Source organism: Hyphomonas sp. GM-8P, from assembly GCF_003263315.1.
In the GTDB taxonomy this organism is placed as follows: domain Bacteria; phylum Pseudomonadota; class Alphaproteobacteria; order Caulobacterales; family Hyphomonadaceae; genus Hyphomonas.
In genome coordinates, this window is record NZ_AWFE01000069.1 from 1 (window position 1) to 25,351 (window position 25,351).

At 57.7% G+C, this 25,351-nt stretch carries 27 protein-coding genes; 14 read left to right on the forward strand and 13 right to left on the reverse strand.

What is annotated here, in order from left to right:
• Positions 1 to 69 precede the first annotated feature (69 nt).
• The 4 genes from HY26_RS09510 to HY26_RS09525 all read right to left on the reverse strand — a co-directional run bounded on the left by HY26_RS09510 (position 70) and on the right by HY26_RS09525 (position 3,832).
• The gene (locus tag HY26_RS09510) at positions 70 to 273 is read right to left on the reverse strand and encodes a helix-turn-helix domain-containing protein (protein WP_112073473.1); all 204 of its coding nucleotides are present in this window, start codon (positions 271 to 273) and stop codon (positions 70 to 72) included.
• A gap of 117 nt (positions 274 to 390) precedes the next feature.
• Positions 391 to 1,425: a hypothetical protein gene (locus tag HY26_RS09515; RefSeq protein WP_112073474.1), complete on the reverse strand. Its 1,035-nt coding sequence runs from the start codon at positions 1,423 to 1,425 to the stop codon at positions 391 to 393.
• The gene (locus tag HY26_RS09520) at positions 1,418 to 2,617 is read right to left on the reverse strand and encodes an integrase arm-type DNA-binding domain-containing protein (protein WP_112073475.1); all 1,200 of its coding nucleotides are present in this window, start codon (positions 2,615 to 2,617) and stop codon (positions 1,418 to 1,420) included. Before HY26_RS09520 ends, HY26_RS09515 begins: the two co-directional genes overlap by 8 nt.
• A 195-nt stretch (positions 2,618 to 2,812) precedes the next feature.
• Positions 2,813 to 3,832: a DUF2804 domain-containing protein gene (locus tag HY26_RS09525; RefSeq protein ID WP_112073476.1), complete on the reverse strand. Its 1,020-nt coding sequence runs from the start codon at positions 3,830 to 3,832 to the stop codon at positions 2,813 to 2,815.
• 256 nt (positions 3,833 to 4,088) lie between these two features.
• Here HY26_RS09525 and HY26_RS09530 point away from each other — a divergent pair, with 256 nt between their 5' ends.
• The 6 genes from HY26_RS09530 (at position 4,089) to HY26_RS09555 (ending at position 9,822) form a co-directional block, all read left to right on the forward strand.
• Complete coding sequence (locus HY26_RS09530; RefSeq protein ID WP_112073477.1) at positions 4,089 to 5,372, forward strand: septal ring lytic transglycosylase RlpA family protein; 1,284 nt, start codon at positions 4,089 to 4,091, stop codon at positions 5,370 to 5,372.
• Positions 5,373 to 5,483: 111 nt separating this feature from the next.
• Entirely contained in the window at positions 5,484 to 6,653 is a 1,170-nt protein-coding gene (locus tag HY26_RS09535) for a D-alanyl-D-alanine carboxypeptidase family protein (protein ID WP_112073478.1), read from the forward strand.
• Positions 6,650 to 7,303, forward strand: a complete 654-nt coding sequence (tmk, locus tag HY26_RS09540) for a dTMP kinase (protein ID WP_112073479.1) — start codon at positions 6,650 to 6,652, stop codon at positions 7,301 to 7,303. The genes HY26_RS09535 and tmk overlap by 4 nt, the downstream gene beginning before the upstream one ends.
• Positions 7,300 to 8,235: a hypothetical protein gene (locus tag HY26_RS09545; protein ID WP_051599728.1), complete on the forward strand. Its 936-nt coding sequence runs from the start codon at positions 7,300 to 7,302 to the stop codon at positions 8,233 to 8,235. The genes tmk and HY26_RS09545 overlap by 4 nt, the downstream gene beginning before the upstream one ends.
• Positions 8,236 to 8,245: 10 nt before the next feature.
• Positions 8,246 to 9,022 carry a TatD family hydrolase gene (locus HY26_RS09550; protein ID WP_112073480.1) on the forward strand — a complete coding sequence of 259 codons (777 nt, stop codon included), beginning with the start codon at positions 8,246 to 8,248 and terminating at the stop codon, positions 9,020 to 9,022.
• Positions 9,019 to 9,822, forward strand: coding sequence for an MBL fold metallo-hydrolase (locus HY26_RS09555; protein ID WP_112073481.1), 804 nt, complete (start codon positions 9,019 to 9,021; stop codon positions 9,820 to 9,822). The genes HY26_RS09550 and HY26_RS09555 overlap by 4 nt, the downstream gene beginning before the upstream one ends.
• A gap of 217 nt (positions 9,823 to 10,039) precedes the next feature.
• On the opposite strand, the gene HY26_RS09560 is transcribed toward HY26_RS09555, so the two are convergent.
• The 4 genes from HY26_RS09560 to HY26_RS09575 form a co-directional block, all read right to left on the reverse strand.
• Complete coding sequence (locus tag HY26_RS09560; RefSeq protein ID WP_051599729.1) at positions 10,040 to 10,465, reverse strand: response regulator; 426 nt, start codon at positions 10,463 to 10,465, stop codon at positions 10,040 to 10,042.
• Between the two features lie 66 nt (positions 10,466 to 10,531).
• Complete coding sequence (locus HY26_RS09565) at positions 10,532 to 11,164, reverse strand: response regulator transcription factor (protein ID WP_112073482.1); 633 nt, start codon at positions 11,162 to 11,164, stop codon at positions 10,532 to 10,534.
• On the reverse strand, positions 11,161 to 12,312 hold the full coding sequence (locus HY26_RS09570) for a PAS domain-containing sensor histidine kinase (protein WP_034763842.1): 1,152 nt from the start codon (positions 12,310 to 12,312) through the stop codon (positions 11,161 to 11,163). The genes HY26_RS09565 and HY26_RS09570 overlap by 4 nt, the downstream gene beginning before the upstream one ends.
• Positions 12,313 to 12,367: 55 nt before the next feature.
• The gene (locus HY26_RS09575) at positions 12,368 to 12,634 is read right to left on the reverse strand and encodes a hypothetical protein (RefSeq protein WP_112073483.1); all 267 of its coding nucleotides are present in this window, start codon (positions 12,632 to 12,634) and stop codon (positions 12,368 to 12,370) included.
• A gap of 269 nt (positions 12,635 to 12,903) precedes the next feature.
• Here HY26_RS09575 and ccoN point away from each other — a divergent pair, with 269 nt between their 5' ends.
• The 8 genes from ccoN to ccoS are packed head-to-tail and all read left to right on the forward strand — an operon-like array spanning position 12,904 to position 20,639.
• Positions 12,904 to 14,454, forward strand: coding sequence for a cbb3-type cytochrome c oxidase subunit I (gene ccoN, locus HY26_RS09580; protein WP_369807881.1), 1,551 nt, complete (start codon positions 12,904 to 12,906; stop codon positions 14,452 to 14,454).
• An 11-nt stretch (positions 14,455 to 14,465) separates the two neighbouring features.
• Positions 14,466 to 15,233 carry a cytochrome-c oxidase, cbb3-type subunit II gene (gene ccoO, locus HY26_RS09585; RefSeq protein WP_034763848.1) on the forward strand — a complete coding sequence of 256 codons (768 nt, stop codon included), beginning with the start codon at positions 14,466 to 14,468 and terminating at the stop codon, positions 15,231 to 15,233.
• A gap of 11 nt (positions 15,234 to 15,244) precedes the next feature.
• Complete coding sequence (locus tag HY26_RS09590; protein WP_034763853.1) at positions 15,245 to 15,406, forward strand: cbb3-type cytochrome c oxidase subunit 3; 162 nt, start codon at positions 15,245 to 15,247, stop codon at positions 15,404 to 15,406.
• The gene (ccoP, locus tag HY26_RS09595) at positions 15,399 to 16,286 is read left to right on the forward strand and encodes a cytochrome-c oxidase, cbb3-type subunit III (protein WP_065382946.1); all 888 of its coding nucleotides are present in this window, start codon (positions 15,399 to 15,401) and stop codon (positions 16,284 to 16,286) included. Before HY26_RS09590 ends, ccoP begins: the two co-directional genes overlap by 8 nt.
• Positions 16,287 to 16,320: 34 nt before the next feature.
• Entirely contained in the window at positions 16,321 to 17,766 is a 1,446-nt protein-coding gene (gene ccoG, locus HY26_RS09600; RefSeq protein ID WP_034763862.1) for a cytochrome c oxidase accessory protein CcoG, read from the forward strand.
• Positions 17,766 to 18,275 (forward strand): FixH family protein, encoded by a 510-nt coding sequence (locus HY26_RS09605; protein ID WP_065382948.1) that lies wholly within the window; start codon positions 17,766 to 17,768, stop codon positions 18,273 to 18,275. Before ccoG ends, HY26_RS09605 begins: the two co-directional genes overlap by 1 nt.
• On the forward strand, positions 18,272 to 20,488 hold the full coding sequence (locus HY26_RS09610) for a heavy metal translocating P-type ATPase (protein WP_112073484.1): 2,217 nt from the start codon (positions 18,272 to 18,274) through the stop codon (positions 20,486 to 20,488). The genes HY26_RS09605 and HY26_RS09610 overlap by 4 nt, the downstream gene beginning before the upstream one ends.
• 1 nt (position 20,489) lies before the next feature.
• Positions 20,490 to 20,639: a cbb3-type cytochrome oxidase assembly protein CcoS gene (ccoS, locus tag HY26_RS09615; protein WP_034763866.1), complete on the forward strand. Its 150-nt coding sequence runs from the start codon at positions 20,490 to 20,492 to the stop codon at positions 20,637 to 20,639.
• Here the strand turns inward: ccoS and HY26_RS09620 are convergent.
• Genes HY26_RS09620 through HY26_RS09640 form a run of 5 tightly spaced genes read right to left on the reverse strand, consistent with a single transcriptional unit; the run spans position 20,636 to position 25,299 of the window.
• Positions 20,636 to 21,565, reverse strand: a complete 930-nt coding sequence (locus HY26_RS09620) for a biotin-dependent carboxyltransferase family protein (RefSeq protein WP_112073485.1) — start codon at positions 21,563 to 21,565, stop codon at positions 20,636 to 20,638. The two genes, ccoS and HY26_RS09620, sit on opposite strands and share 4 nt — an antisense overlap.
• A gap of 1 nt (position 21,566) precedes the next feature.
• Positions 21,567 to 22,199, reverse strand: a complete 633-nt coding sequence (locus tag HY26_RS09625; RefSeq protein ID WP_112073486.1) for an allophanate hydrolase subunit 1 — start codon at positions 22,197 to 22,199, stop codon at positions 21,567 to 21,569.
• 3 nt (positions 22,200 to 22,202) lie between these two features.
• The gene (gene pxpA / locus HY26_RS09630; RefSeq protein ID WP_112073487.1) at positions 22,203 to 22,958 is read right to left on the reverse strand and encodes a 5-oxoprolinase subunit PxpA; all 756 of its coding nucleotides are present in this window, start codon (positions 22,956 to 22,958) and stop codon (positions 22,203 to 22,205) included.
• On the reverse strand, positions 22,955 to 24,163 hold the full coding sequence (locus HY26_RS09635; RefSeq protein WP_112073488.1) for an Nramp family divalent metal transporter: 1,209 nt from the start codon (positions 24,161 to 24,163) through the stop codon (positions 22,955 to 22,957). The genes pxpA and HY26_RS09635 overlap by 4 nt, the downstream gene beginning before the upstream one ends.
• Positions 24,160 to 25,299 carry a DUF2891 domain-containing protein gene (locus HY26_RS09640; protein ID WP_233351586.1) on the reverse strand — a complete coding sequence of 380 codons (1,140 nt, stop codon included), beginning with the start codon at positions 25,297 to 25,299 and terminating at the stop codon, positions 24,160 to 24,162. Before HY26_RS09640 ends, HY26_RS09635 begins: the two co-directional genes overlap by 4 nt.
• Between the last annotated feature and the right edge of the window lie 52 nt (positions 25,300 to 25,351).

Consider the following 25,351-nt stretch of genomic DNA (forward strand, 5'->3'; position numbering starts at 1 on the left):
GATTGGGTGACGCGCCTGGCAAGACGCAATTCGAGCCCGCTCCGCGCCACACGGGGCGGGCTTTTGCTTTCAGGCTTTCGTGTAGGTGATCTGCGCTTCAGGTTGGGCTTCGAGCCATGCCTTCAGGTCATCTGCCATGATGAACGTCCGAGAGCCCATCTTCCGGGCCCGGAGTTCGTTTTTGGCGATTGCTTCGTAGATCGAACTCTTTCCAAATCCCGAGGCATCGCAGGCGTCCGGTATAGAATACGCCATCCGTTCGGTTGGGATCATTTCTGTCTCCATACTCGCCACGCGGGATTGCGTGGGCGTGTACGGATAATTTGGAAAGAATTAGCTCGCAGAGCTATCGACACTTTTTGCGAGTCTATGTCTTTGATGTTTTGACGTTTATTGATTTCCGCCGTTCACAATAAGTGCGAGCGGAACGATCACCCGCTCAGCAATATCTTGAAACGCCCGGCGCACGGTCTCGTCTTTTACGCGCCTATCTGTCCACCCGCGCCACCCTGCCTCCTCGCAAGTTTTCACCCATGCATCGTAGGCATCGAAAGCATCAATCGCGTCGATTTTTTCGTGACCCGGGCAAAGATCACGAAGGTGCGGCGGTGCAGTGGGGGCCGCCGACGCAATGACATATTCGTCCCCTCGAAACCAAACAAACTGGCAATATGCGCAATAACCTGCGAGTGCCGGTGTAAACCGCACCTGCTCAGGCACTTCCGATAGCTTTTGATACTTTACGTTTTGCAGATCAGCTGGCGCCCGAGTGTCGGAATAAAAGTCACCAGCCAGGCACTCAAGCCATTTGTCCATGCTGCGTGGACTGGCCTTATCAAATCCCTGTTTTATCAATAGCGCCCGAAGCCAGTTCTGAGCGGTGGCTTTCTTCTCAGTCAAAGAAAGCCAGTAAAGTGCCGACAGGACCTCCATCCAAAGAACTTTACTCGCTAACGTCGGTTTACCGGGATGGACGGCCGCATGGTTTGCAACGGCAAAGGCTTCCGATTTGGACAACGCCGAGGTGCGGCGCCTTTCTTCGACGGCATCTATATCACTCAGAAGAGCTAGCAGGAGGCGAACGCTGTACGTCTCTCCGTCCTCATATTCTCGGGAGAAAGCATTTTGCACGTGCTGCCTACCAACAAGCCAAGCAGCATATTCAACCACCTCTGCCAGATCTTCGAGATGCCTCGGTTTAAGGCGGACCGGACTGTTGCTGCGCGCAAGAAACCTACTGTCGAGAACTGGTTCACGCCTCATGAATATTGGGCTGCGGGCAACGCCAGATGAACGGTAGAGCCGCTTTGAGAATGCTATTATCGCTGCTTGGGTAGGCTGGCTCGCTAACGGAAATTTCCATCGCATCTTGAGGAAGTGCCGCGGATAAACCTTATCGTTGGGCGTGGCGCCGGTTTTACCCATGTAACCGCACCACCTTGCCGGTCGCCTCGCCCAAGCAATGATCCGACCACGCTTGCATAAGCGCGCGCCTTTTCTCCAGGGCATCGCCGCGGCGGTAAGCGCGCTCCACCGCATTGCCTACAGCATGGGCCAGCGCGAGCTCCGCCACCTCTCTCGGGAAGGCAGTGTTTTCACCGGCCCAGTCTCGGAAGGCAGAGCGGAAGCCATGCAGGGTGAAGTCGCCGCCACCATAACGTGCCATCGTCTTGCGGAGGCTCGTTTCAGTTATGCATCCATCGCCCCGCTGCGCCGGAAAAACATGGCTCCCGGTCAGGGCCGGATCCAATCCTTCGAGAATACCCATTGCGGCATCGCTGAGGGGCACGCGGTGTTCGCGTGGTTCCTTCATGCGTTCCGGCGGGATCGTCCACAGGCGGGCTTCCTTGTCGATTTCAGCCCAAAGCGCGCCTCGCCCTTCAGATGAACGAACGCCTGTCAGGACAAGGAAGGCAAGTGCCTTTGCACTCAGTGCATCGCTGGCAACTAGGCGCCGCATGAAAGCGGGCACTTCAGCCCAAGGCATGGCAGCGTGGTGCTTTACCGGCTTCCTTTGGTCCAGAAGCAAGGAATCGAGATGTCCCCGCCACCGGGCAGGGTTTTCGCCTTCCCGAAGTCCTTTCGCCTTTGCGGCATCGAGGATCTTTTCGATCCTACCGCGCACCCTGCGGGCTGTTTCCCGTTTATCGGCCCAGATGGGCTGGAGGCAGGCAAGCACATCCTCGGTTTCGATGGCGTCTACCGGCTTGTCCCTTAGCGGTTGGGCATAGTCGCGCAGCGTATTGCGCCATTGCTGGCGGTGCTTGGTATTGCTGAAGCTTTCGAGATTGGTGGATAGCCATTCCTCGGCCCAGTCCGCAAAGGCGGGAGACGGCTCACCTGTATCTCTCAGAGCCACCTTCGGATCTAGCGGCGGCATCTCTGCAAGGGCGGCCCTTGCCACATCTGCCCGTCGGCGTGCTTCGGCCAGCGTCACGGCGGGGTAGGGGCCAAGGCCGATCTCGGGGCGCTTGCCCTTCCAGCGGTACCGGAACAGCCATGACTTGCCTGCGTCTGATGTCACCTGGAGATACAGGCCGCCGCCATCAGGGAGCATCTGTTTGCCCTTGGCGGCCTTGATCTGGTTGGCAGTTAGCCGATTGAGCATGCGAGCCATGTTTTACCCATCCTTATACCCGCCCAATATATGCGGTTGGCAGCGGTTTGTCATGGAAGGATGCGGAAGAATTGGCCCTTATTCACTGTGTTTTAAAAGGAAAATCGGTGGACTATGGAAGTTGGCGGAGCAGGGTATCGCGGCCTCCTCCTCCGCCAGCAAATCTGATTTGTCCTCAGAACCGGCCTTTTCGCATTACCAGCGGTTGCGGACTTCTTCCGCAAAACCGGGAAGTCTTTCAATCTTCAGTACCGAACCGTCGTCCAGTTTTACATTGCCGGAGAATGTGCCGAACACTTGATCCTGTGAGGTTTTGAACAGGCCGAGATTCGTCGTGTGGTGGCGATTGACGATCGGGTCGAAGTTCAATTCGAAGCGGCCATCATTGCTGGTGAAGCGCCACGGAGCGCTATCCGGTGACCCATCCGGCATGTGGAAGGTTACCTGATCGAGCTTGTGGGCCTTACCATCCACGAACACCATGTTTTCGGACGCTGACGACGTGTCGCCGAAGCCGTAACCGATATTGAAGCCAACGCAGCGGTCTTCGCACATTCCGGAGGCCGATCCCCAGTACCAGACATTGCTGTAGGTCCACACACCGCGCCCCCAGTCCAGGACGCCGAAAGCGGAATCCGGGCTGAACCGGAAGGTGTCTCCGCCGATCACGATCTCGCCTTTGGCGGGCAGGCAGTTGATTTTCTGATTGTAATAAAAAGCCTTGGATGCGTTCGGGAAAGGCGTGGCGATGACCATCCGGTCCATCGGCGGCTGGGCGAGCCACAATTCGCCCTTCAGGCCCCGGCCTCCGTCAAAACGCGGCGCGTCAACGATCAAACGGCGTCCGCCGGGCTCATGGAGGAAGCTGAGCGACATGTCCTTGTGGTTCTGGACGATGTCTCCGCGGTCTGCGGATTGCGGCAAACCCATTCGGCCCATGGGAAACGGGATGACGGCACCATCATTAACGGCTGTCCCGGTCTTCAGGTCCATCCAGGAAGTGCCCAGAAACCCGAGATAGCCGTTGTCGGCCACCGTGAGGGCCAGGCCGTAGTCCGGCGTGAGGATGCAGTAATAGTCCCACTCCTTGATCCGGAGACCGTTCGTCCGGATGGCCGATCTTTCGTACTGCCGGACTTCTTCGATTGCCCATCCGCGCTCAACCAACCGGCCACGCGCATCGAGCAGGGGGCCTTTGCCCATTCTATGCTGCATCTGGTGTATTCCTCCTGCGGGGCGGTTCTGGGCCAGCTCTCGCTCTGATTGATGTCGCACCTCTTCACCTGTGTTTATGGCAAACGGCAAGAGTGCAGCTTGAAAACCCGTAAACAAGCGGTAACCGTATTCTTAGGATCCTTCAGGTGAGGTTCATAAGGCCTGCACCACACTATGCTACAGAGGGTTCGCTGGAGGGCAGAAAAGCCGTCCCAAAGGGTCATAGAATGACCCGCAGCTCAGAATGAGGTGAACCTTGAAGACCGTTTCTTCCGCATCGAAATCGCTGCATTTCCCGTCGCTGGTCCTTACCGGCGCGATTGCACTTGCCCTCGCTGCTCCGGCTCATGCTGGCAAGCGCGACCCGGCTCCGATTGTCTATGCCACTGGAACGTCGCCTTATCCGGAAGGCAAGCCGCAGTACATCGAGCCGAGCCGCGCTCCAGATGCAAAGCAGAAGAAGCAGGCGCGCATTCAGTTCCGTTATCCGGGCCCTGCCGGTGCGGTTGAAAGCTCTGGCATGACGGCAGAGCAGGGCCCCCAATATCAGGAACCGGCTGCCCGCGAATATGCGAGCATTGAGGCCCCCACACCGAACTATTCTACCGTTTCCGGTACGAGCCCGAACAGCTTCGACGCACGTGCGGCTGCTGCGCGCATTGAAGCCCAGCGGTCCGTGTCTGCTGTGGAAAGCGAGCCGCTGGAGAGCCTTCAGCCGGTCACACCGCCACCCCCGGCACCTGCAGCTCCTGCAGTTTCTCTGTCATCATACCAACCTGCCGCCCGGACGCTCACTCCGGCCGCAGCATATGCCGTTTCCAGTGAGCCCGTTCCGGTGTTTGACGAAACGAGCGTCGCAATTGTCTATGGTGCGGAATTCAACGGCCTGCCGACCGCCAATGGCGAAACATTTGATCCGAACGCCATGACGGCTGCTCATCCCACCCTGCCTTTGCCGAGTCTCATTCAGGTCGTGAATACGGAAACTGGCCAGGAAGTCGTGTTGCGCGTTAACGATCGCGGCCCGTTTGAAGACGGCGCTTCGCTGCAGGTTTCACCGCGCGCCGCAAACGAACTCGGCATGAACGGGGCAGGGAAGGCTACACTCCGCGTTCGCTATCTCGGCGCAGCGCCAGCGGGGGCCGCCTCGTCCTCACCGGAACCAGCACCGCAAATGGCTTCGAGCACGTCTTATGAGGCAGCTGACTATGTTGCCCCAGTTGCATATAAACCCGCTCCGGTGGCGCCACAGCCGCGCGAGGAAACGCGAACCTATACCTACAGTGCTCCCGCACCAGCCGCAGATGCGGGCGACTATTTCGTTCAGATCGGGTCTTTCACCGACATTTCGAATGCGCAGACCCTCAGCAATCGCGTTCAGGCATCTCTGCCAGTAACGATCGTGCCGGCACGTGTGAACGGTGCAGATTACTTCCGTGTTCGCGTTGGCCCGTTGCTCAGCCGGTCTGAAGCGGAGCGCGCACGGAATGACCTTTCCTATGCTGGTATCTCGCAAGGGCGCATCGTTGTTGGCGAATAACAGCACGCGGCACCATTGACCCTGACCACAAACCGGCCCTTTTTTCTGTTTAATCGGAAATGGGGCCGGATCTGATTCCGGCCACCGAACAGAACGTTGGAGGCCCCTTCCATGAATTTGCCGAAGATTGCCCGGAACACCGTCGCCGCAGCGGCTTTCGCTGTCGCAGGCATTGCAGGTTTCGCAAACGCTCAGATCCTGGATACGCCGGCAACGCACGCCGTCATCATGGACCACGAAACTGGCGCCATCCTTTTTTCAAAGGCTGGTGAAGAGCCGATGGTCCCTGCCTCCATGACCAAGATGATGACCGCTTATACGGTTTTCGAAATGGTTCGACGTGGCGAGCTTTCGATGAGTGACAAGTTCACCGTCAGCGAAAATGCCTGGCGTGAAGGCGGGTTCCCTTCCGGGACGTCGACAATGGGGCTCGCGCCCGGCGATACGCCAACTGTCGAAGAACTGCTTCATGGCATTATCATCATGTCGGGCAATGATGCCTGTATTACACTGGCTGAAAATATCTCTGGTTCAGAAGAAGCCTTCGCGCGCCGGATGACCAGTCTGGCTCATGAACTGGGTCTCAATTCTGCAAACTTCCTGAATTCCACAGGCTTGGAAGCGGTTGGGCACGTGATCTCTGCCGAAGATCTCGCCAAACTCGCCAAGCTGACAATCGACAATTATCCCGAATACTATGCCTGGTATTCGCTGCCTTCCTACACGTGGCGGGACTTTACCCAGGCGAACAGAAACCCGCTTCTGGAAGTGTCCGGCGCCGATGGCGTGAAAACCGGACATCTCGAGGTTTCGGGTTACGGTCTGACCGCATCGGCTGTCCGCGATGGCATTCGTCGGACGATCGTCATCAATGGGTTGCCCTCCATGGCTGCGAGAGCCGCCGAAGGCGAGCGCCTCATGCGGATCGCGTTCAACAGTTTTGACCTGAAGACCCTGACACCGGATTCGGTTGATCTGCCTGGCGTTCCGGTCTGGCTTGGTGAAACACAGACGATCCCGGTGAAGCTCGCAGGTGAAGTTCGGGTCGCCGGCTACAAGGCCAGCATGGAAAAAGCGACAGCCGAAATCGTCCTGCCTGGCCCAATCGAAGCTCCCGTAAAAAAAGGCGATGACATCGGAAAATTGGTCATCACAATTGCGGGTCAGAAGCCAGTGGAAGCACCGATCCTAGCTGACGCGGACGTCGCAAAGCTCGGCTTTTTCGGCCGAGCGATTGAAGGGCTTAGCCACATGCTCGGCGGCAGCGAAAGCCAGTCGTGAGCCGTGGACGCTTCATAACGCTGGAAGGCGGTGAAGGAACCGGCAAGTCGACCTTGCTGGCTGCATTGCGCGACAAGCTGGAGGCAACAGGTCAGACGGTCGTGCTCACTCGAGAGCCGGGTGGCACCGAGTTGGCCGAAGAAATCCGAAACCTTGTCCTGCATCCTCCGAAGGGACAGGTCTGGTCTTCCATGGCCGAGGCTCTGCTGATGAATGCAGCGCGCACGGATCATCTGGAGAAAAAAATAAGACCCGCCCTGGCAGCTGGAAGCTGGGTCCTTTGTGATCGGTTCGCTGACTCAACGAGAGTTTATCAGAGCGTTCAAAATGGCGTCGGAATTGACGTCCTCCGAATGCTGGAAAGCTCTGTCCTCGGTGAAACCAACCCTGACTTAACGCTCGTACTGGATGCGCCCGTGGAGCAGGCCGCCAGCCGCCGCGCAGAACGCGGAGGAGATGCCGATGCCTTCGAGTTACGCGACCGGGCATTTCACGAGGCCGTTCGACAGGCGTTTATTGATGTTGCCAGAAGCGAGCCAGAGCGATGCATGTTGCTGGATGCCTCACGCAGCCCCAGTGAGGTGGCGAACTACGCCTGGCACGAAATTGAGTCCCGACTACTGGGACAGAAACAGGGTTTGCCATCATGACGGCGGCCCTGCCTCTTATCGGCCATGCGGAAGCGCAAAGCGCCTTTGAATTCGCGGCAGCAAGCGGCCGGATGCACCACGCTTGGATGATTGAAGGACCGTCAGGCATTGGAAAGGCGCGGTTCGCCTTGCGGTGCGCCGCCTGGCTGCTTGGCGCCCGCGGACCAGCGGATGCCCCGTTCGATGCACCACAGGATGATCCTGTCATGTCCCGGTGCCTATCTGGCGGACATCCGGATCTTCGCGTTCTGACACGCGAACTGAATGACAAGGGAAAGCTGAAGCAGGATATTTCGATCGAACAAATCCGTGCTTTCAATGAGTTCTTTACCTACCGTCCAGCCCTTGGCGGATGGCGTGTAGGGATCGTCGACTCGCTGGACGAATTGAATCGCAATTCAGCAAACGCTGTCCTGAAGACGCTGGAAGAGCCTCCAAACGCAGCCATGATGTTCCTTATCAATCATGGATCGAGACCCGTATTGCCAACGATCCGGTCGCGCTGCCGAACGCTGCGTCTTCGCCCCCTTGAACGGGAAGATATGGAGGCAGTTCTTCAGCTGGAGGGTTTTGGCGGCAATGCTTCAGAAATTCATCATGGGCGGCCTGGCCTTGCTGTCGAACGATCATCAGAAACTTGCCGGATCGCGACCAACGCGGCTCGCACGCTTATGAAATCCATGCCTCGACCCAACGACGCTATCGTGACCCGCGCCATTCAGGCAGCGGGAACCGACAGCGCTGCGTTCGCCGCCTTCAGGGACGAAGTATTGTCCAGGCTGGCCGATACCGCGATTGAATCGCCACAACGCTCTCGTAAGTGGTTGAGTGCAGTCTCACTGATCGGTGAGACGGATGAACTGAACATGGACCCGGAGCAGGCGGCCGCGAAACTCATCTCGGGACTTTTGTCTGCACCAGACCGACACTAGATCGCACTTTATGTTTGATACTCACGTAAATTTACACGGTGAACCGTTTGCGGACGATCTGGAGGAAGTGCTGACGCGCGCGCGGAGCGTAGGTGTCAGCCGGTTCCTGGCAATTTGCGACCGTTTTGACAATTTTCCCGCTATTCTCTCCATCGCGCAGGCGAACGATGATATCTGGTGTTCTGCGGGGGTTCACCCGCATCACGCGAAGGACTTTGGAAGCCTGACGGTGGAGCAACTGATCGACGCGGCTTCAAATCCGGAAGTGGTCGCAATCGGCGAAACGGGTCTCGACTTTCACTACGGCTACAGCGCCGAGAAGGATCAGGTTGAGAGCCTTCAGAAGCATATTGCTGCCGCACGGAATACCGGCTTGCCACTAATCCTGCACACGCGCGAAGCAGATGATCTTATGGCGGATATTCTGGAGAAGGAGTTCCAGAAAGGCGCTTTTCAGCCTTTGCTTCATTGCTACACGGGAGGCGCAGACTTGGCCCAGCGCGCTTTGGCGTTGGGGGCTTATGTGTCCGTGTCTGGAATTCTGTCATTCAAGAGCGCCGGGGAGGTTCGAGCTGTGATCGCCGACGTCCCGATGGATAGAATTATTCTGGAAACAGATTGTCCTTATCTGGCTCCAGTGCCAATGCGCGGGAGAAGGAACGAACCTGCTTACCTACCATTCGTTGCGGACGCACTCGCGGACCTAAAAGGCATGTCCTCTGACGAGGTGAAACAGATTACCGAAGAGAATGCGATCCGTTTGTTCAGTAAGGTAACCGCATCATGAGCGCAGGTATGCGCTGTACGCTGCTCGGTACCGGGTCATCTGGCGGAGTGCCGCGCGTAGGAGGCGACTGGGGCGCATGTGATCCCTTGGAACCAAAGAACAGGCGTCGCCGGTGCTGTGTGCTGATCGAGAAAGAGCTGGAATCCGGAGGGCGGACTTCCGTCCTGATAGATACGTCGCCCGATCTGAGAGAGCAGCTCCTGGAGGCTGGCGTCACCAATCTTGATGCGCTGGTCTACACGCATGAACATGCGGATCAGGTACATGGTATCGATGACATCCGGCCATTGGTGATCCGGCGACGGGCCGCGCTCCCAACATATATGAATGAGGCGACCCGGGAAATTCTGACGCGCCGCTTTGACTATTGCTTCGAAGGCAAGGGCGGCTATCCGCCTATTCTTGATCTGCAGCCGGATATCGCTCCGGGAGAAACGTTTTCGGTTTGGGGGGCTGGCGGGGAAATCGACCTTCTACCCTTCGACATGGAGCATGGCCGCATCAGGTGTCTGGGATTTCGGATCAGGGATTTTGCTTACTGCAATGATGTGAGCGACCTGCCGTCACCAACTAAGGACCTGTTACGGGATCTCGACACTCTCGTAATCGATGCGCTGCGATACACAGACCATCCGACCCATGCCAACGTGTCAAAAGCGTTGGACTGGATTGCGGAACTAAAGCCCCGAAAGGCAGTGCTGACCAATATGCATGTCGATCTGGATTACCAGACCCTGAAAAGGGAGCTGCCCTCGAATGTCGAACCAGGTTTCGATGGGATGGTCGTGGATGTCCTATAAGCCAGTCCACGTGAGCGGCAAACATATTTCCCATAATGATGATTATGCGACTTGAGGATGTAAAACGACTGGCATTACAGGTACTTAGACTTACTCGTAAATTCGTCCTGTCGGCCCGAGCTGACGTTCACACGTCTTCTGCCCATCGTGCCTCAGCAATCGCGGAACCGTCATCAGGTGCAAGCTTGTCTGCTATCAAACGCCTGGAAAGGATTTATTAAGCAGCGCCTTTGGCTTTCGGGTTGCCAACAGGCACCCCTTCCCCGCCGTCTGGCGGTCCAATGAGCGAAAAAAGGATGTGATCGAGCATGGGTTTGCGGATGAACGCTGTGAACCCTGCTTTGATCGCGAGCTCCTCAAGACCGGATGTTTCCCAGCCTGACACCATTGCTGCCGGCGTATCGACACCCTCCTCTCGCAACGCGTGGAGAAGGTCCACACCGGACATTTCTTCCATTTTGTAATCGATGAGCAGGTAATCAAACGAATTTCGAAGTGGGGATTCCAGGAACCGCACTCCACCGTCAAAACCCATTGATGCATAACCGCGCGCTGTCAGCAGTACGCCCAAGGAGCGTCGTACGGCTTCGCTGTCGTCAATAACAGCAACGTTTTTTGGTCTGTTCAGCAATGCGTTCGACATGGCCACCCAACAACAGGAATACCGAGCCTGTATGTTGGCGCATGGCTTGTATGCTGTCTTTAGGTACTAGTCCGTAACCTTGCCATCGAATCCGATGCCAGCAGCAAACGCGATCCGCAGCACACCCGACAGACTGGTCGCCCCCAGTTTTTCCATCAGGTTGGCCCGATGGATTTCGACCGTTCTCGGAGAGATATCGAGTGTGTCGGCAATTGACTTATTCGTGTGGCCGTCCACCAATCCCTCTAGAACTTCTCGTTCGCGCGGGGTCAGATGTTCAATTTTGCCTCGCGCCTCATCGACCAGCAGATCCCGTTGAGAACGTTCTTCGAGGCGCTGGAACGCACGATTAAGTGCATCCACAAGCGTTTGTTTTTCATAAGGCTTTTCAACGAAGTCGACAGCGCCGGCTTTCATAGCTTTCACAGCGACATTCACATCGCCGTGTCCTGTCAGAACGATCACGGGCATCGCAATACCGCGAGCGTTGAGCTGCTCCTGAACTTCAAGCCCATCCATTCGTGGCATTTGAACATCCAGCAAAATGCAGCCTGCGGCCGCCTCTTCTGCAACTTCGAGAAAGGCCACGCCATCGGCGTAGGTTTTTACGGCAAACCCCGCATGTCGCAGCATGAAGCTTGCCGAATGGCGCACAGCGTCATCGTCGTCGACGAGGTGTATCAGTTTTTGTTCACTCATGAAGATGCACTAGCGGTATCACGCCTAAGTGTGAACCGAAAACACGTCCCACCTTCCTCCGCAGGAACAGCTTCGATCTTCCCACCATGCGCCTCAACGATTGTCTGACAAATGGACAGGCCGAGCCCCATGCCTTGGGACTTTGATGTCATGAATGGTTTGAAGAGCGTTTTTCGAACCTCTTCGGACATACCGGGGCCATTGTCGCAAACCTCCACGGTAATAAACGAATCCGGACCCTTTTTCGCACTTACCCGCATCTTCGGTGCCGTCACGCCATTCAGGGCTTCAGCAGCATTGCGCAGGAGATTGATTGCGACTTGCTGAACCTGAATCGGGTCCACCAGAACCGCGCCAAGATCCGGCTCTATATCCTTTTCGATCGGTATGTCCGCCATATCGCCTGATATCCGGGCCAGAGCGATCGAATCGATCAGGATCGGCGCCAGGAGAACTGATCGCGCATCTATCTCTCCGCGGGACACATAGCCGCGCAGCTTTCTGACAATTTCGCCTGCCCGCACCGCCTGCCGGGAGGCTTCATCCAATGCTTCATGAAGAATTTCCCCGGCGTCTTCCGAATCGGAATCCAGCAAGTCCCGGGCTGCCTCGAGGTAGTTAGCGACGGCTGTCAGGGGCTGGTTCAACTCATGAGCCAGGGCCGAGGCCATCGTGCCCACAGCGCTCATGCGCGAGAAATGGACCAGTTCTGCCTGCATCTCCTGCATGCGAAGTTCGTTGCGACGCTGCTCCGACAGGTCGCGGACGAATGCAGTGAAGAGGTAGTGGTCGCCGACCTTCGCTTCGCCGATTTTCAGGTCCACCGGGAAGATCGTGCCGTCCGACCTTTTGGCGGAGACGACCCGGCCCACGCCGATGATGTGGCGTTTGCCGGTCTCGAGATAGTTATTGACGTAGGTTTGATGGTTGGCTTCGTCATGCCCGCCCATAAGAAGGCTGACGTCTCGACCAATGACGTCTTCGACTTTGTAATTGAAGAGTTTTTCAGCAGCGCTGGAAAAAGCGAGGATCTTGCCGTGCTCGTCAATCACGATCATTCCATCTGGCACGGAAGCCAGAATGGACCTCAGATGGAGCTGGAGCGCTTCCAGATCAGTCGATACTGCGTCGCCGGTAAGATCGCTCAAAATTCAAAGTCCCGAAAGTCGTGTCACGTTACGCCAGAAGCGGCGCCAATCGTGATTATCGGTGAACCGGCACCGCAGCACGACGCGACGATGCCATGATCATAACCGCAGCATAAACGACCATCGCTGCCCCTGCCGCTGCTACCGGACACCCCCAGCAATGGCCTGCAAAGGTGAGGAAGGAATCGCCATGTGCCTCTGTCGCGGATCCGCACCGGAATGCGAGATAGTCCTGCAGAGTCATTGGAGCGTTTGTGTGCTGCCAGATCTTCAACAAACCGGCCACGAGAAGGGCTGTTCCCGCCATCAGCCATTTGGTCATCTGTTTGCTCCTTCAGGCATGTTCCAATACGATTTGTGAACTAGGCGGATGCGACAGCGAAGCCCATCCGTAGTTTACCGTATACCGGTTCGAAGTCGACACCGGCAATTAGGCGCCAGAATTCCAACGACTCGCAGGGGGTCAATAACGTGAGCACGTTACAAACAAGACGGTCCTCGGCATTCGCCAGCATTGGCAGTGTCGCGGCTTTTACCAGCATCTTCGCCATTCTGGCGTTGCTGATCGCCAGCCATGCTGCCGATCCACTTATGGGCGCACATGCCTGGCTCTTCCTCGGCCTTGCCGTGGTGGGGCTTCTGGCACTGGCGCTCTGGGCGGGCAGCCTTGGTGACCGGGATCCATTCGATCAAACGGTCTACGAAGACACGATTGTAAAATTCGGTGTCACGGCTTCAATGTTCTGGGGCATTGCCGGTTTCCTGGTCGGGCTTATCATCGCCCTCCAACTGGCCTTCCCCAATATCTTCTACTTCGAACAGCTCGGCTGGACGAACTTCGGACGCCTTCGGCCGCTGCACACGTCAGCGGTCATTTTTGCGTTCGGCGGCAACGTCCTGCTCGCCACAAGCTTCTACGTTGTCCAGCGCACCTGCCGGACTCGCCTGGCTGGCGGCATGTGGCCATGGTTCGTGTTCTGGGGCTACAACCTCTTCATCGCGATTGCCGGCACCGGCTATCTGATGGGCGTTACCCAGTCCAAAGAATACGCTGAACCGGAATGGTATGCAGACCTCTGGCTGACCATTGTCTGGGTGGCTTACCTTCTGGTCTTCCTCGGTACGATCTGGAAGCGCAAAGAACCCCATATCTATGTGGCGAACTGGTTCTATCTCTCCTTCATCGTCACGATCGCGATGCTGCACATCGTGAACAACCTCACAGTGCCTGTCACGCTGACCGGTTCCAAGAGCTACCAGCTCTTCGGAGGGGTTCAGGACGCTCTGACGCAGTGGTGGTACGGCCACAACGCTGTGGGCTTCTTCCTGACCACGGGCTTTCTGGCCATCATGTACTACTTCATTCCGAAGCGGGTTCAGCGGCCGGTGTACTCCTATCGTCTGTCGATCGTGCACTTCTGGTCACTCATCTTCATCTATATCTGGGCTGGTCCGCACCACCTGCACTACACGGCTCTGCCGCAGTGGGCGCAAACGCTGGGCATGACCTTCTCGGTAATGCTGTGGATGCCCAGCTGGGGCGGCATGATCAACGGCGTGATGACGCTGTCCGGTGCATGGGACCGTCTTCGGACTGACCCGGTTGTCCGGATGATGGTCGTCGCCCTCGCCTTCTACGGCATGTCGACCTTCGAAGGGCCGCTGATGAGTGTCCGGGCCGTCAACGCTCTGTCGCACTACACCGAGTGGGGCATCGCCCACGTACACTCAGGTTCGATGGGCTGGGTCGGCTTCATCTCCTTCGGTGCGCTTTACTGTGCAACGCAGTGGCTGTGGAAACGTCCGTCGCTCTATTCGCTGAAGCTTGTCGAATGGCACTTCTGGCTCGCGACCATCGGCATCCTTTTCTACATCGTTGCGATGTACTTCGCCGGTATCCTCGAAGGCCTGATGTGGCGTGCATACAATGAATACGGCTTCCTTGAGTACAGCTTCGTTGAAACTGTCGAAGCCAAGCACATCAGCTACATCATCCGCGCCCTGGGTGGCGGCCTGTACCTCACGGGTGCGCTGATCATGGCCTACAACCTCGTCCGCACGGCTCTCGGCCACGGCGCTGCCGCTGAAGGCACCCGTCCCGTCGATGCACCGGCCGCCGCGACGCTCCAGCCCGCTGAATAGGAGACTTACTGATGGGCTTGATGAAAAAGCACGAAACGCTTGAGCGTCACTCTCTGGCTCTCACGCTTGGCATCCTGGTTACTGTCGCCATCGGCGGGATCGTGGAAATCGCACCGCTTTTCTATCTCGAGAACACGATCGAGAAAGTTGAGGGGATGCGTCCGTACACGCCGCTCGAACTTGCTGGCCGCAATGTCTACATCCGTGAGGGCTGCTATGTCTGCCACTCGCAGATGGTGCGGCCGTTGCGGGACGAAGTGGAGCGTTACGGCCACTACTCTCTGGCGGCGGAAAGCATGTATGACCACCCGTTTCAGTGGGGCTCGAAGCGGACCGGACCGGACCTTGCCCGCGTCGGCGGCAAGTATTCGGACACATGGCACGTGGATCACCTGAAAGATCCTCAGTCCATGGTGCCTGAATCGGTCATGCCGCCTTACGCCTTTCTAGCGGATAATACACTGCATTTCGAAACGATTGACGACCACCTCAAGGCACTTCGCTTTGAAGGGGTTCCGTACACCGACGAAATGATCGAGAACGCTCAGGCCGACCTGATCGCCCAGGCTGATCCCGATGCGGACTATGACGCACAGGATGCGCTCGTGGCCCGTTATGAGGAAGCTGCAGGTCGTGAAGGCACGGTCCGGATCGCTGACTATGACGGCAACCCGGAAAAGGTCACCGAACTCGATGCGCTTGTCGCTTACCTTCAGATGGTCGGCACACTGGTGGACTTCTCCACCTATGAAGCCGACGATCTGGACAACCGCAGGTAAGGAGCAGGGCCATGTATGAGATTCTGTCAAAATTTGCCCAGACATGGGGCCTGGGCTTCTTCGTTCTGATGTTTGCTGTCGCGGTCGCCTATGCGCTGTGGCCATCAAACAAGGAAAAATTCCAAGCAGCGGCTCATTGGCCGCTCGATGAAGGGGAACCTGGAGATGAGTGAGACCGACAAGGAAATCGACGCCCTGTCCGGTGTGGAAACAACCGGCCATTCCTGGGACGGCATCAAGGAGCTGAACAATCCCCTTCCCCGCTGGTGGCTGTATATTTGGTATGGCACGATATTCTGGGCGATCCTCTACATGATCGCCATGCCAGCCCTGCCGTCGCTTCCAGGTATGGGTAGCCGGAACACTCCCGGAGTGCTCGGAATGTCTGACCGCGATGCGGTGGCCGAAAGTGTCGCTTCGCTTCACGCTGAACGCAGCGCCGCTTCGGCTCAGCTGCTGGATGCATCGCTGCAGGACATTCAGAACAACCTGGATCTGCAGCAGTTCGCGATGGCCATGGGTGAAAGTGCCTTCGGCGACAACTGTGCAACCTGCCACGGCTCTGGTGGCCGCGGCGCCAAGGGCTACCCGATGCTGGCAGACGATGTCTGGCTTTGGGACGGCACGCTGGATGGCATCGAGCAGACGCTTCGCCATGGTATTCGCCATGAAGAAGACCCGGATACCCGGTTCTCTGCAATGCCAGCCTTTGGCCGCGATGGCCTGCTGACGTCTTCTCAGATCGATGACTTGGTTCAGTATGTTCTCAGTGTCAGTGGTCATGAGGCAAATGCGGCAGCGGTGGCTCGCGGGGATGAACTCTTCCTCACGAATTGCGCGAGCTGTCATGGCATGGATGCTGAAGGCTCCCGAGATGTCGGTGCGCCGAACCTCACGGATGCTGAATGGCTCTATGGTTCGAGCCCGGACGACATCCGTGCCACCATCACCAATGCTCGTAACTCCCACATGCCCGCATGGCAGGGTCGTCTCGACGATGCTACCATCAAGGCTCTGGCTGTCTACGTGCATTCCCTTGGTGGCGGCGAGTAAAGCTCAGTAACAAAAGTATATTGGTGCCCGGGTAATGACGACTGTCATCGATCACACGAAGTCAAACGAGACGCCTCCGTCGCTCTATGAGGGCCGGAAGCAGATCTACCCGAAACTCGCCCATGGCAAGTTTCGGATGGTCAAGTGGATCGTGATGGCTGTCACCCTGGGCATCTATTACGTCCTGCCCTGGATCCGCTGGCCACGAGGCGAAGGCATTCCGGATCAGGCAGTTCTTGCAGATTTCGATGGTGAAAAGTTTTACTTCTTCTGGTTCGAAATTTGGCCGCAGGAGCTCTATTATCTGGCTGGCCTGCTGATCATTGGCGCGCTCGGCCTGTTCCTGGTTACTTCGCTATTCGGGCGGGCTTGGTGTGGGTATACCTGCCCTCAGACCGTCTGGACCGACCTCTACATCTGGGTCGAGCGGGCATTCGAGGGCGACCGAGCCGCTCGCATGCGGCTCGATGCACAGCCATGGTCTTTCAACAAGGCCTGGCGGAAGATTGGCAAGCACATCATCTGGCTCGTCATCGCGTTCTGGACCGGTGGTGCGTTTGTGCTCTACTGGCACGACGCGCCGACGGTGGCGAAGGGGTGGTTTACCGGCGAAGCTCCGCTGACAGCCTATTTCTTTGCCGGGATCCTGACCTTCACGACCTACTTCCTGGCAGGCTGGATGCGCGAACAGGTCTGCACATACATGTGTCCATGGCCTCGTATCCAGGGTGCTCTGACGGATGAGAACGCGCTGAACGTGACCTATCGGTTCGACCGCGGGGAACCTCGCGGACCGCACCGCAAGAACGAAAGCTGGGAAGGCCGCGGCGATTGCATCGACTGCAAGCAATGCGTGCAGGTTTGCCCAATGGGGATAGACATCCGCGATGGCGCTCAGCTTGAGTGCATTCACTGCGCGCTCTGCATCGATGCCTGCGACGATATCATGAAAAAGATCGGCCGCCCGACAGGTCTGATCGCGTACGATACTGACGTTGCGGTCGCGGACCGTGCGGCAGGCCGTAAGCCGACCTACAAGATCTTTCGTGTGCGTACCATGCTGTATGCAGCACTGATGCTGATCATCGCCTCAATGGTTGGCTTTGGGTACTTCAACAAGTCGACCTTTGAGGTGAACGTCCTGAAGGATCGCTCCCCGCCATTTGTTCGCCTTTCTGATGGCGATATCCGTAACGGTTACACGCTGAAACTGGTCAACAAGGCCGCCTCCAAACGCCATGTGGCGATCGAAATCGAAGGTCTCGACGGCGCAACACTTCAGATGGTTGGCCTCGAGACCGAAAGTGACGGTACAGTCGAGCTGGATCTCAACGGCCACGGCGTTTCCAGGTTCCGTATGCTGGTAACCCGCAGTTCTGATGATACATCTCCACGTGTGGACTACACCGTCCTTGTCCGGGATACCGAGACCGGTGAAGTGGAAGATGCGGCTGCCGTCTTTGTTCAGGGAGGCAACTGATGCCTGTGACTGCAACTCCCAAACCTTTCCGGCTCACGGGCTGGCATGTTTTCATGCTGCTGTGCGCCTTCTTTGGCTTCATGTTCATTGTGAACGGCATCTTTCTCTGGGCGGCGCTCAGTTCCTTCCCGGGTGAGGATGAGCAGAAATCCTACCTGCAAGGGCTTCACTACAACGAAGCGATCTCTGCCCGCCGGATTCAGGAAGAACAGGGCTGGTCTGCCCAGATCGGCCTGACGCCAACAGAGACCGGAGACCGTTTGGTGGTCCGGTTCCTCGATATCGACGGATCTCCGCTGCCTGCGCAGGATATCGAGGCCCAGTTGCGCCGCACGGTGACCGGTGCTGAAGACGTGCCAATCGACCTTCAGCGCGGCATGGATGGCGATTATTTTGCTGACATCTCTCTGCTCGACAAAGGCGTCTGGGAAGCACGCGTGCAAGCCAGTGTGCCTTATGGTACGGATGAGGTTGAGTTTGTAGCGAGCAAGAAGCTGATCATCCCATGAGCACGTCGGACGTCCTCGCTCATACGCGAGACTGGTCCCTCGGCGACACACCAGAACAGGAGTCGCCATTTGCGGGCCTGTCTGCATTTGTGCAGAAAAATGGCAAATCCCAGCATCTAGAACTTCATGTGTCGGGCGCAAAGTGCGCTGGATGCCTCGCCAAGATCGAGAAGTCTGTCGGGGCGCTAGAGGGTGTCTCAGAAGCGCGACTGAACCTTTCGACGGGAAAGTTCGACATCACCTGGCAGGGCCCCCTGCCCGCTTCAGAGATCGCGGAAACAGTTTCTGGTCTGGGCTACGGCGTCAGCGCCGCCGCCGAAACGGATGCGGACGAGGTCCAGCGCAAGGAAGAGCGTGAACTTCTGCTGGCCATGGGCGTCGCGGCCTTTGCTGCTGCAAACATCATGCTGCTCTCAGTGTCAGTCTGGGCCGGCGCCGGAGAGATGGGATCCAACACGAAACAAATCATGCATGCCATATCCGGTGTGATCGCACTTCCGGCGGTTGCGTTCTCCGGCAGGCCCTTCTTCCGTTCCGCCTGGTCTGTGCTGAAACGCGGGCGAGCGAATATGGATGTTCCGATTTCTCTCGCGATCACCCTGGCCTTCACGGTCAGCGTCGTAGAAACCATTCGCGGTGGAGAGCACGCGTATTTCGACGCCGCTGCCATGCTCATCTTCTTCCTCTTGATCGGCCGCTTTCTAGAAGCGCGTGTCCGTCGGCGGGCCTGTTCTGCTGCAAATGATCTGGCCGGCATGTCCAACCGCGCCGTTACGCGGATCGATTGCGATGGAAATGCGATCAAGGTGAACCCCGGCGTTGTGGCCCCTGGCGACACGATCCTGCTGTCCCAGGGTGAACGGGCGGTCGTCGATATGGCACTCTCTGATGAGTTTTGCGAACTCGACGAAAGCCTGGTGACCGGGGAAAGCGCCCCGCATGTTCTGTCAAAAGGCATGCGGATATACGCCGGCGCAGTCAATTTGTCTGGTCCGGTGCAGGCCAAAGCCCTATCTCGGGCTTCAGACTCCCTGCTCGCCGACATTGGCCGAATGCTGGATGCTGGGGAACAAAGACGGTCTGCCTATCGCAAGATCGCGGACAAGGCGGTCGCCCTCTACGTGCCTTTCGTTCACTCTGCGGCGGCACTTACTTTTATCGGTTGGATGCTGGCGGGCGCAGGGTTCCGGGAATCCATTCTGATTGCGGTTTCCACGCTCATCATCACCTGCCCTTGCGCCCTCGCGCTTGCCGCACCAGTCGCGCATGTCGTTGCCGCCGGCAAATTGTTCCAGCTGGGCATATTCCTGAAATCCGGGGACGCCCTTGAGCGTTTCGCTTCAGTTGACCGGATCGTGTTGGATAAAACCGGGACTTTGTCTTTGGGCATTCCCCAACTCAGTGAGGAAACCGACGAAAATACCATCGCAGACGCTGCCCTGCTGGCGAGATCCAGTCGTCATCCACTGTCTCGCGCCATTTCTGACGCCGCAGGACCGGGGCCTGTCGCGCCGAATGTGAAAGAAATTCCCGGTTGTGGACTGGAAGCAACCATTGATGGTCAGCTTTGGCGCCTTGGGTCCGGTCGCTGGATTGGTTTGAACCAGGATGCTTCGCACACGCGCAACCTGTATCTCCAGCGCGGTGATGAAAAGCCCATCGCGCTGGAGTTTGCAGACCGCCTGATCCCGGGAACCGATGAAGCGATCAAGGCACTTGAAGCTGCCGGCTATCAGACGGAGATACTATCCGGCGACACAGAAAACCGGGTGTCCGAAGTTGCCCGCGAGCTTGGCGTGTCAGACTACACTTCTGCGGCATCCCCGCAGGAAAAGGCCGCCCGTCTCGAAACCCTTCGCGACCAGGGACACAAAGTCCTCATGGTGGGCGATGGCCTCAATGATGCCGGGGCACTCTCATTGGCCCATGCGTCAGTTACGCCAGGCACGGCCATTGATATCAGCCAGGCCGCAAGTGATGCTGTCTATTCAGGGGGCATTTCCTCACTGCCGGTATTGCTGAAAATTTCGAAACGGACGCGCAACGTGATGCTCGAAAATTTCACATTTGCAGCGCTGTACAATCTGGTAGCCATACCGATTGCCGTAACAGGGCATGCAACGCCGCTGGTTGCAGCGCTTGCCATGTCCTTTTCATCTGTGGCTGTATCCCTGAATGCCATCAGACTGGCTGCTTTTACGGAAGGAAAGTGATTTGAGCGGCATTCTCTTTCTCATCCCGATCGCACTGTTCATGGGCCTCTTAGGTCTTGGGGCGTTTATCTGGTCTGTGCGCACCGGTCAGTTCGATGACCCTGCCGGTTCTGCAAACCGCATCCTCATTGATGAGGATAAACCGCTCTAGAGCATCAGGTCCGGTAGCCAGTCCCTGAAAAATCCCAATTTTTCGCGCAGTTCCCTGGCTGCATCGTCTGGACTCCTGAGCAGGAAATGAATGCGCTCCCCAGGACGGATTTGTCCTAACAGATGCCGGTCCACGCGGGCCACTTGCAAGATGTGTGGATAGCCGCCCGTCGTCTGTGCATCCGGAAGCAATACGAATGCCGCGCCTGCTGGCGTCAACTGGACGGCACCGGGAAAGACGGGCGAGCTTGCCTTCATCGCGGCTTGGTCTGGCTTGGGCCATGATCCAGAGATTTCGATTCCAGTCCGGTCTGCGCGGCGGGTTGCGACGAAATCCTGATGCGCTTCCCAACCTGTAATCTTGTCTGCATCCGGCCCCGGAACACATCTCAGCGCATAACTGTGCTGGAATTCTTGCTGCATTCTGTCGGGCGTTTCCAACGAGCTGGGCGCAATAGGTTTGGTATTTGTACTGATAATATCCCCAGCATTCAACGCTCGCCCAGCCAGCCCACCAAATCCAGCTGGTAAACAGGTGGAGCGGCTTCCGAGAAATTCGTCACCTGCAAATCCACCGGCAACCGCGAGATATACTCTGGCGCCGGCCTCAGGCGCTCCAATCGTAATTGTCTCTCCTGCCATCACAACGAGAGTCCGATGCATTCCAACGCAACGGTTTCCAATATGCGCCGCCACCTGGGCACCAGTAATCGCAATTGAACAGTCTGTCCTTGCCTTGAGGGATACCATTCCGAGCGGACATTCGAGCGCACATTCATCAACCGCATTGCCAACCAGCTTGTTGGCGAGTGCCATGGAAAGCGGATCAGCGGGTCCCGATGCTGGTACACCGAAGTGGCGCATTTGTCGTCTGGGAGCCGCTTGCAATGTTGCCTGGATACCGGGCTTCAGAACTTCAAAGCTCATATCAGCGTCCCACCAGGTTCAGGCGGACACGCGTGCCTTCAGTTAAAAGGAACGGACGCTCGCGATGTGGGTCGAACAATCTGTTCGTCAGCCGCCCAATGATTGGCCACCCCCCGGGACCGGAAAGCCCGTAAAGACCCAGTTGCCCCTGGAGCAGACCAACGGATCCTGCCGCCACCCTCTGCCGGGGAACTGCAAGACGTTCAGCTTTCAAGACCGGATCCAAACCTTCGACGTAGGCAAAACCCGGTGTAAATCCGAGCATATCGACGACAAGGTCGCTTTGCGTGACCTTTTCAAGAAATGCCGCTGGTGAAAGCTCATTGCTGGCCGCCAGATGTTCAAGATCAAGTGCATTGGCACTGGACGTATCGAGGTGCAGATCCACCACCTCCCCTTCCTGATCGGAATCGGCATGAAAACCTTCAAGCCAGGCTTCCATGCGTCGAACAGCATCCTTCGGCGAGAGAGAAGCCGGATTGAATTGCGCAGCAACAATCTCCTTGCCCGGCACAACATCGACCCATTCGCCGGACGAACGGAGGGACCGCGCAAGCGGGTGTCTGACGATCCGGTCTGACGGCTGCACGGCAACGGCATCGTCACCAATGAGGAAGATCTGGAAATCCTTCATTTCCTATTGCGCCTTTATAGATACACCACGCTCCAGGAGCGCTTTCTTCAATAGCAACGCAGAGCGTGCCGCGCCTGGTGTGTCTCCATGCAGGCAAATGGTTTGCGCAGGCACGGCGATGCGCTCGCCGGTACGAGCTTTCACCGACCCAGACTCGACAAGACTGAATACCTGATCCAGTTGTCGGGCTTCGTCTGTGATGACTGCGCCTTCCTCAGTTCTCGGAGTAAGTCTGCCATCTGCTTCGTAAGACCTGTCCGCAAATGCTTCCGCAACAAAAGAGACTCCGGCCTGCTGTGCTTTATGATGCAAGGCCGACCCAGGCGGGCCGATTAATTCCGGGATCTTGGTGTCCAGACAGATGGAAACCACTATTTCCGCGAGCGCCTCGCTTTTGGCGGCGTCATTGTATAGTGCCCCATGCGGCTTCAAGTGCGCCACATCGGCATTAAACTCCGAAGCAATTGCCTGAAGCGTTCGAACCTGGGCCAGAAGCGTACTCGCGAGATCATTGTCACTCAGATTCATACGTGAACGGCCAAACCCTTCCCTATCGGGGTATGAGGGATGCGCGCCAATGCGCACTGCCAGGTCGCAGGCCGCGCTAACGGTAGAAGTCATCGTTTCCGTATCTCCGGCGTGCCCGCCGCAGGCGATGCTGCAACGTGTGACGACGTCCAGAATTGCCCGGTCCAGAGCCCGGCCTTCGTTGCCCGGCAATTCACCCACGTCGGCGTTTAGACAAATGAACTTGCTCATGGCCAGACTCCCAGGGCCCGCATGATGAGGCGGAGGCCAAAGCCTGCCGCGATCAACACAACGCCGCCGCCGAGCAAGTTACTCGCCCAACCATTGACGTGGGTACCGAGGATCGACTTGCGGTTCATCGTCACAATCAGGAAAATGGCGATGATGGGCAACAAGATCCCGTTCGCCACCTGCGCAATGAGGATCAGACTGACAGGCTTCAAGCCCAGCGAAGCGATCAATGTGCCAATGGCAAGGATACCAAGCGAGATGGCGCGGAACGCGGCGCCCGTCCTCGGCAAACGCGTGACCTCGCAGACTGCATAGGCGGTGGCGAGCGGCGCGGTAACCGCAGAGGAGAGCCCCGCAGCGAACAGGCCTGTACCGACCAGCAGGCGCGCCGCGGAGCCGTAGGCTGGCTCGAGGCTCGCTGCCATATCCGCCGCACTGTGGATGGTCACACCGGAACCGAAGAGACTGCCCGCCGCTGTTGCGAGGACAAGAATGGAGATGAGGCCACCGAAGCCGATGGAAAGCCGCGTGTCTGCGCTCGCTGCATTCAGGGCCCCTTCCCCTCCATCCGGCCATTTCTCCCGCACAGAGGCAGCGTGCAGGAAAAGGTTGTAAGGCACGATAGTCGTACCGATTAGGGCGATTGCTGTCAGCAGGCTACCTTCCGGCAAACTGGGCCTGAGACCGCCGACCAACGCGCCGAAATCCGGACGGACGAGAATGAGACTGCCCGCAAAGGCGACGCTCATGAGAAGGACGAGGCCAACAAGCAGTCGTTCCAAAAGCTTGTATCGTCCAATGAACAGGAACAAGGCAGCAAGTAACGCCAGCCCCCACACGATGAGGCGTTGCGCATTCGGAGGCCAGCCGAACGCGGCCCCAGCTCCCAGAGCTCCGCCGGACAGGTTGCCTGCCTCATAGGCCGCATTGCCTAGCGCCAGTGCTGCCAGAACCAGCACAACCGAAAGCCATTTCAGAATTGCGGGCGTTCCTGGCGCGACCAGCGCGTCGCCGAGCCCCATACCGCCCGCAATGCCCAGCCGCGCGGCCATGTCCTGCAAGATCATCGTGGCAAACGTCGCGAAGACGAGTGCCCAGATCAGGGCATAGCCGAAGTTTGCGCCGGCAAGCGTACAGGCTGTGACCGTACCCGGACCGATGAAGGCCGCGGCAACGAGCGCTCCGGGGCCGACGGAAAGCTTCATTCGCTGCGAATGCCTCGCCGTGTTTCAAGATAGGTCGCAAAGCTTGCCAGCCAGTGACCACCAGAATAGTGCGTGTCGCTTACCGCTGCGATGCCAGTCTCCTTGTGGCGGGCTGCGGCGGCCAGCAACGCGGTTCGGCGCGGGTCACTTTCCGGAAGAGCCGAGGCGATGCCCTCCAGCGCCCAGGCGCGGGAGAGGTTCACACCATCGAGGTGCACCAGCTTACCGTCAGACGGATCCAGAACCATGCCGGGCTCCAGCCAGTCGGCGCCGCCATTTACCGGTATTTGCGGCAGGAACAGGCTGAGCCAGGCGGCGTATTGCTCTGTACCCATCACACGGCGCATGACGTCAGCTTCCATCAGGCAGGGCGAGAGGAAGTCCTCGCCCGACGGCTCGTAGGAGAGCGGGCAGTTCACGTCCTTCTCATAAAAGCCCAGCACTTTCGCGGAGAGTTTTTCACGAAACGGCATCCGCTCTGCCGTGTCGGCCCAGTCGAGCATCAGGCCGAAGGCGAAGGCTGTTTGGTTATGGGTGCCAATACGTATGGGATAGACCAGTTTGTCGAGCCAGTCAGAGGTGTTTTTCTCGATCAGGTCTTCGAGTGGCGATAGGGTTTCGACCCATGTAGCCGCCTCCGGGAAGTCAGCTTCGCGCAGCTCACTCATCAGCTGGAGAAGCCAGGCCTGGCCATAGGGACGCTCGAAACTCTTTCGGTCAGGCGCCTCAAAGTAAGCGAGTTCGCCGGCGATGTTCTCCGGTGTGAAGCTCTGCGACAGGGCCCTGATGATCGTATCGTGGTAGGGCGTTTCCGGATCCGTGTTCAGGATACGCACCAGTAGCCAGTGGCCGTGGACCGAGGAGTGCCAGTCGAAACAACCATAAAATGCCGGATAGAGATCGTGCGGTGCGTCGACGTCGGCATCCGAATTCAGTAGATGACCGATCTTGTTCGGATATTCCTTGTGTACGCAGGCAAGCGCGAGGCGAGCGAAGCGATCTGTCGCAACCCCTTCCCTTGGTTCCGGCAGCTCTGTGGCAGGCTCTGTCACGGCGGGCTTCTCCTCCTCGGGCGCAGGTGCACACGCCGCGAGCCCTGCCACCACAACCATACATGCGGCCAGTCTTCCGATCATCTTGACCCCCTGAACATGACTTGAAGCATCCTGCGTAACAGGCAGGACAGCG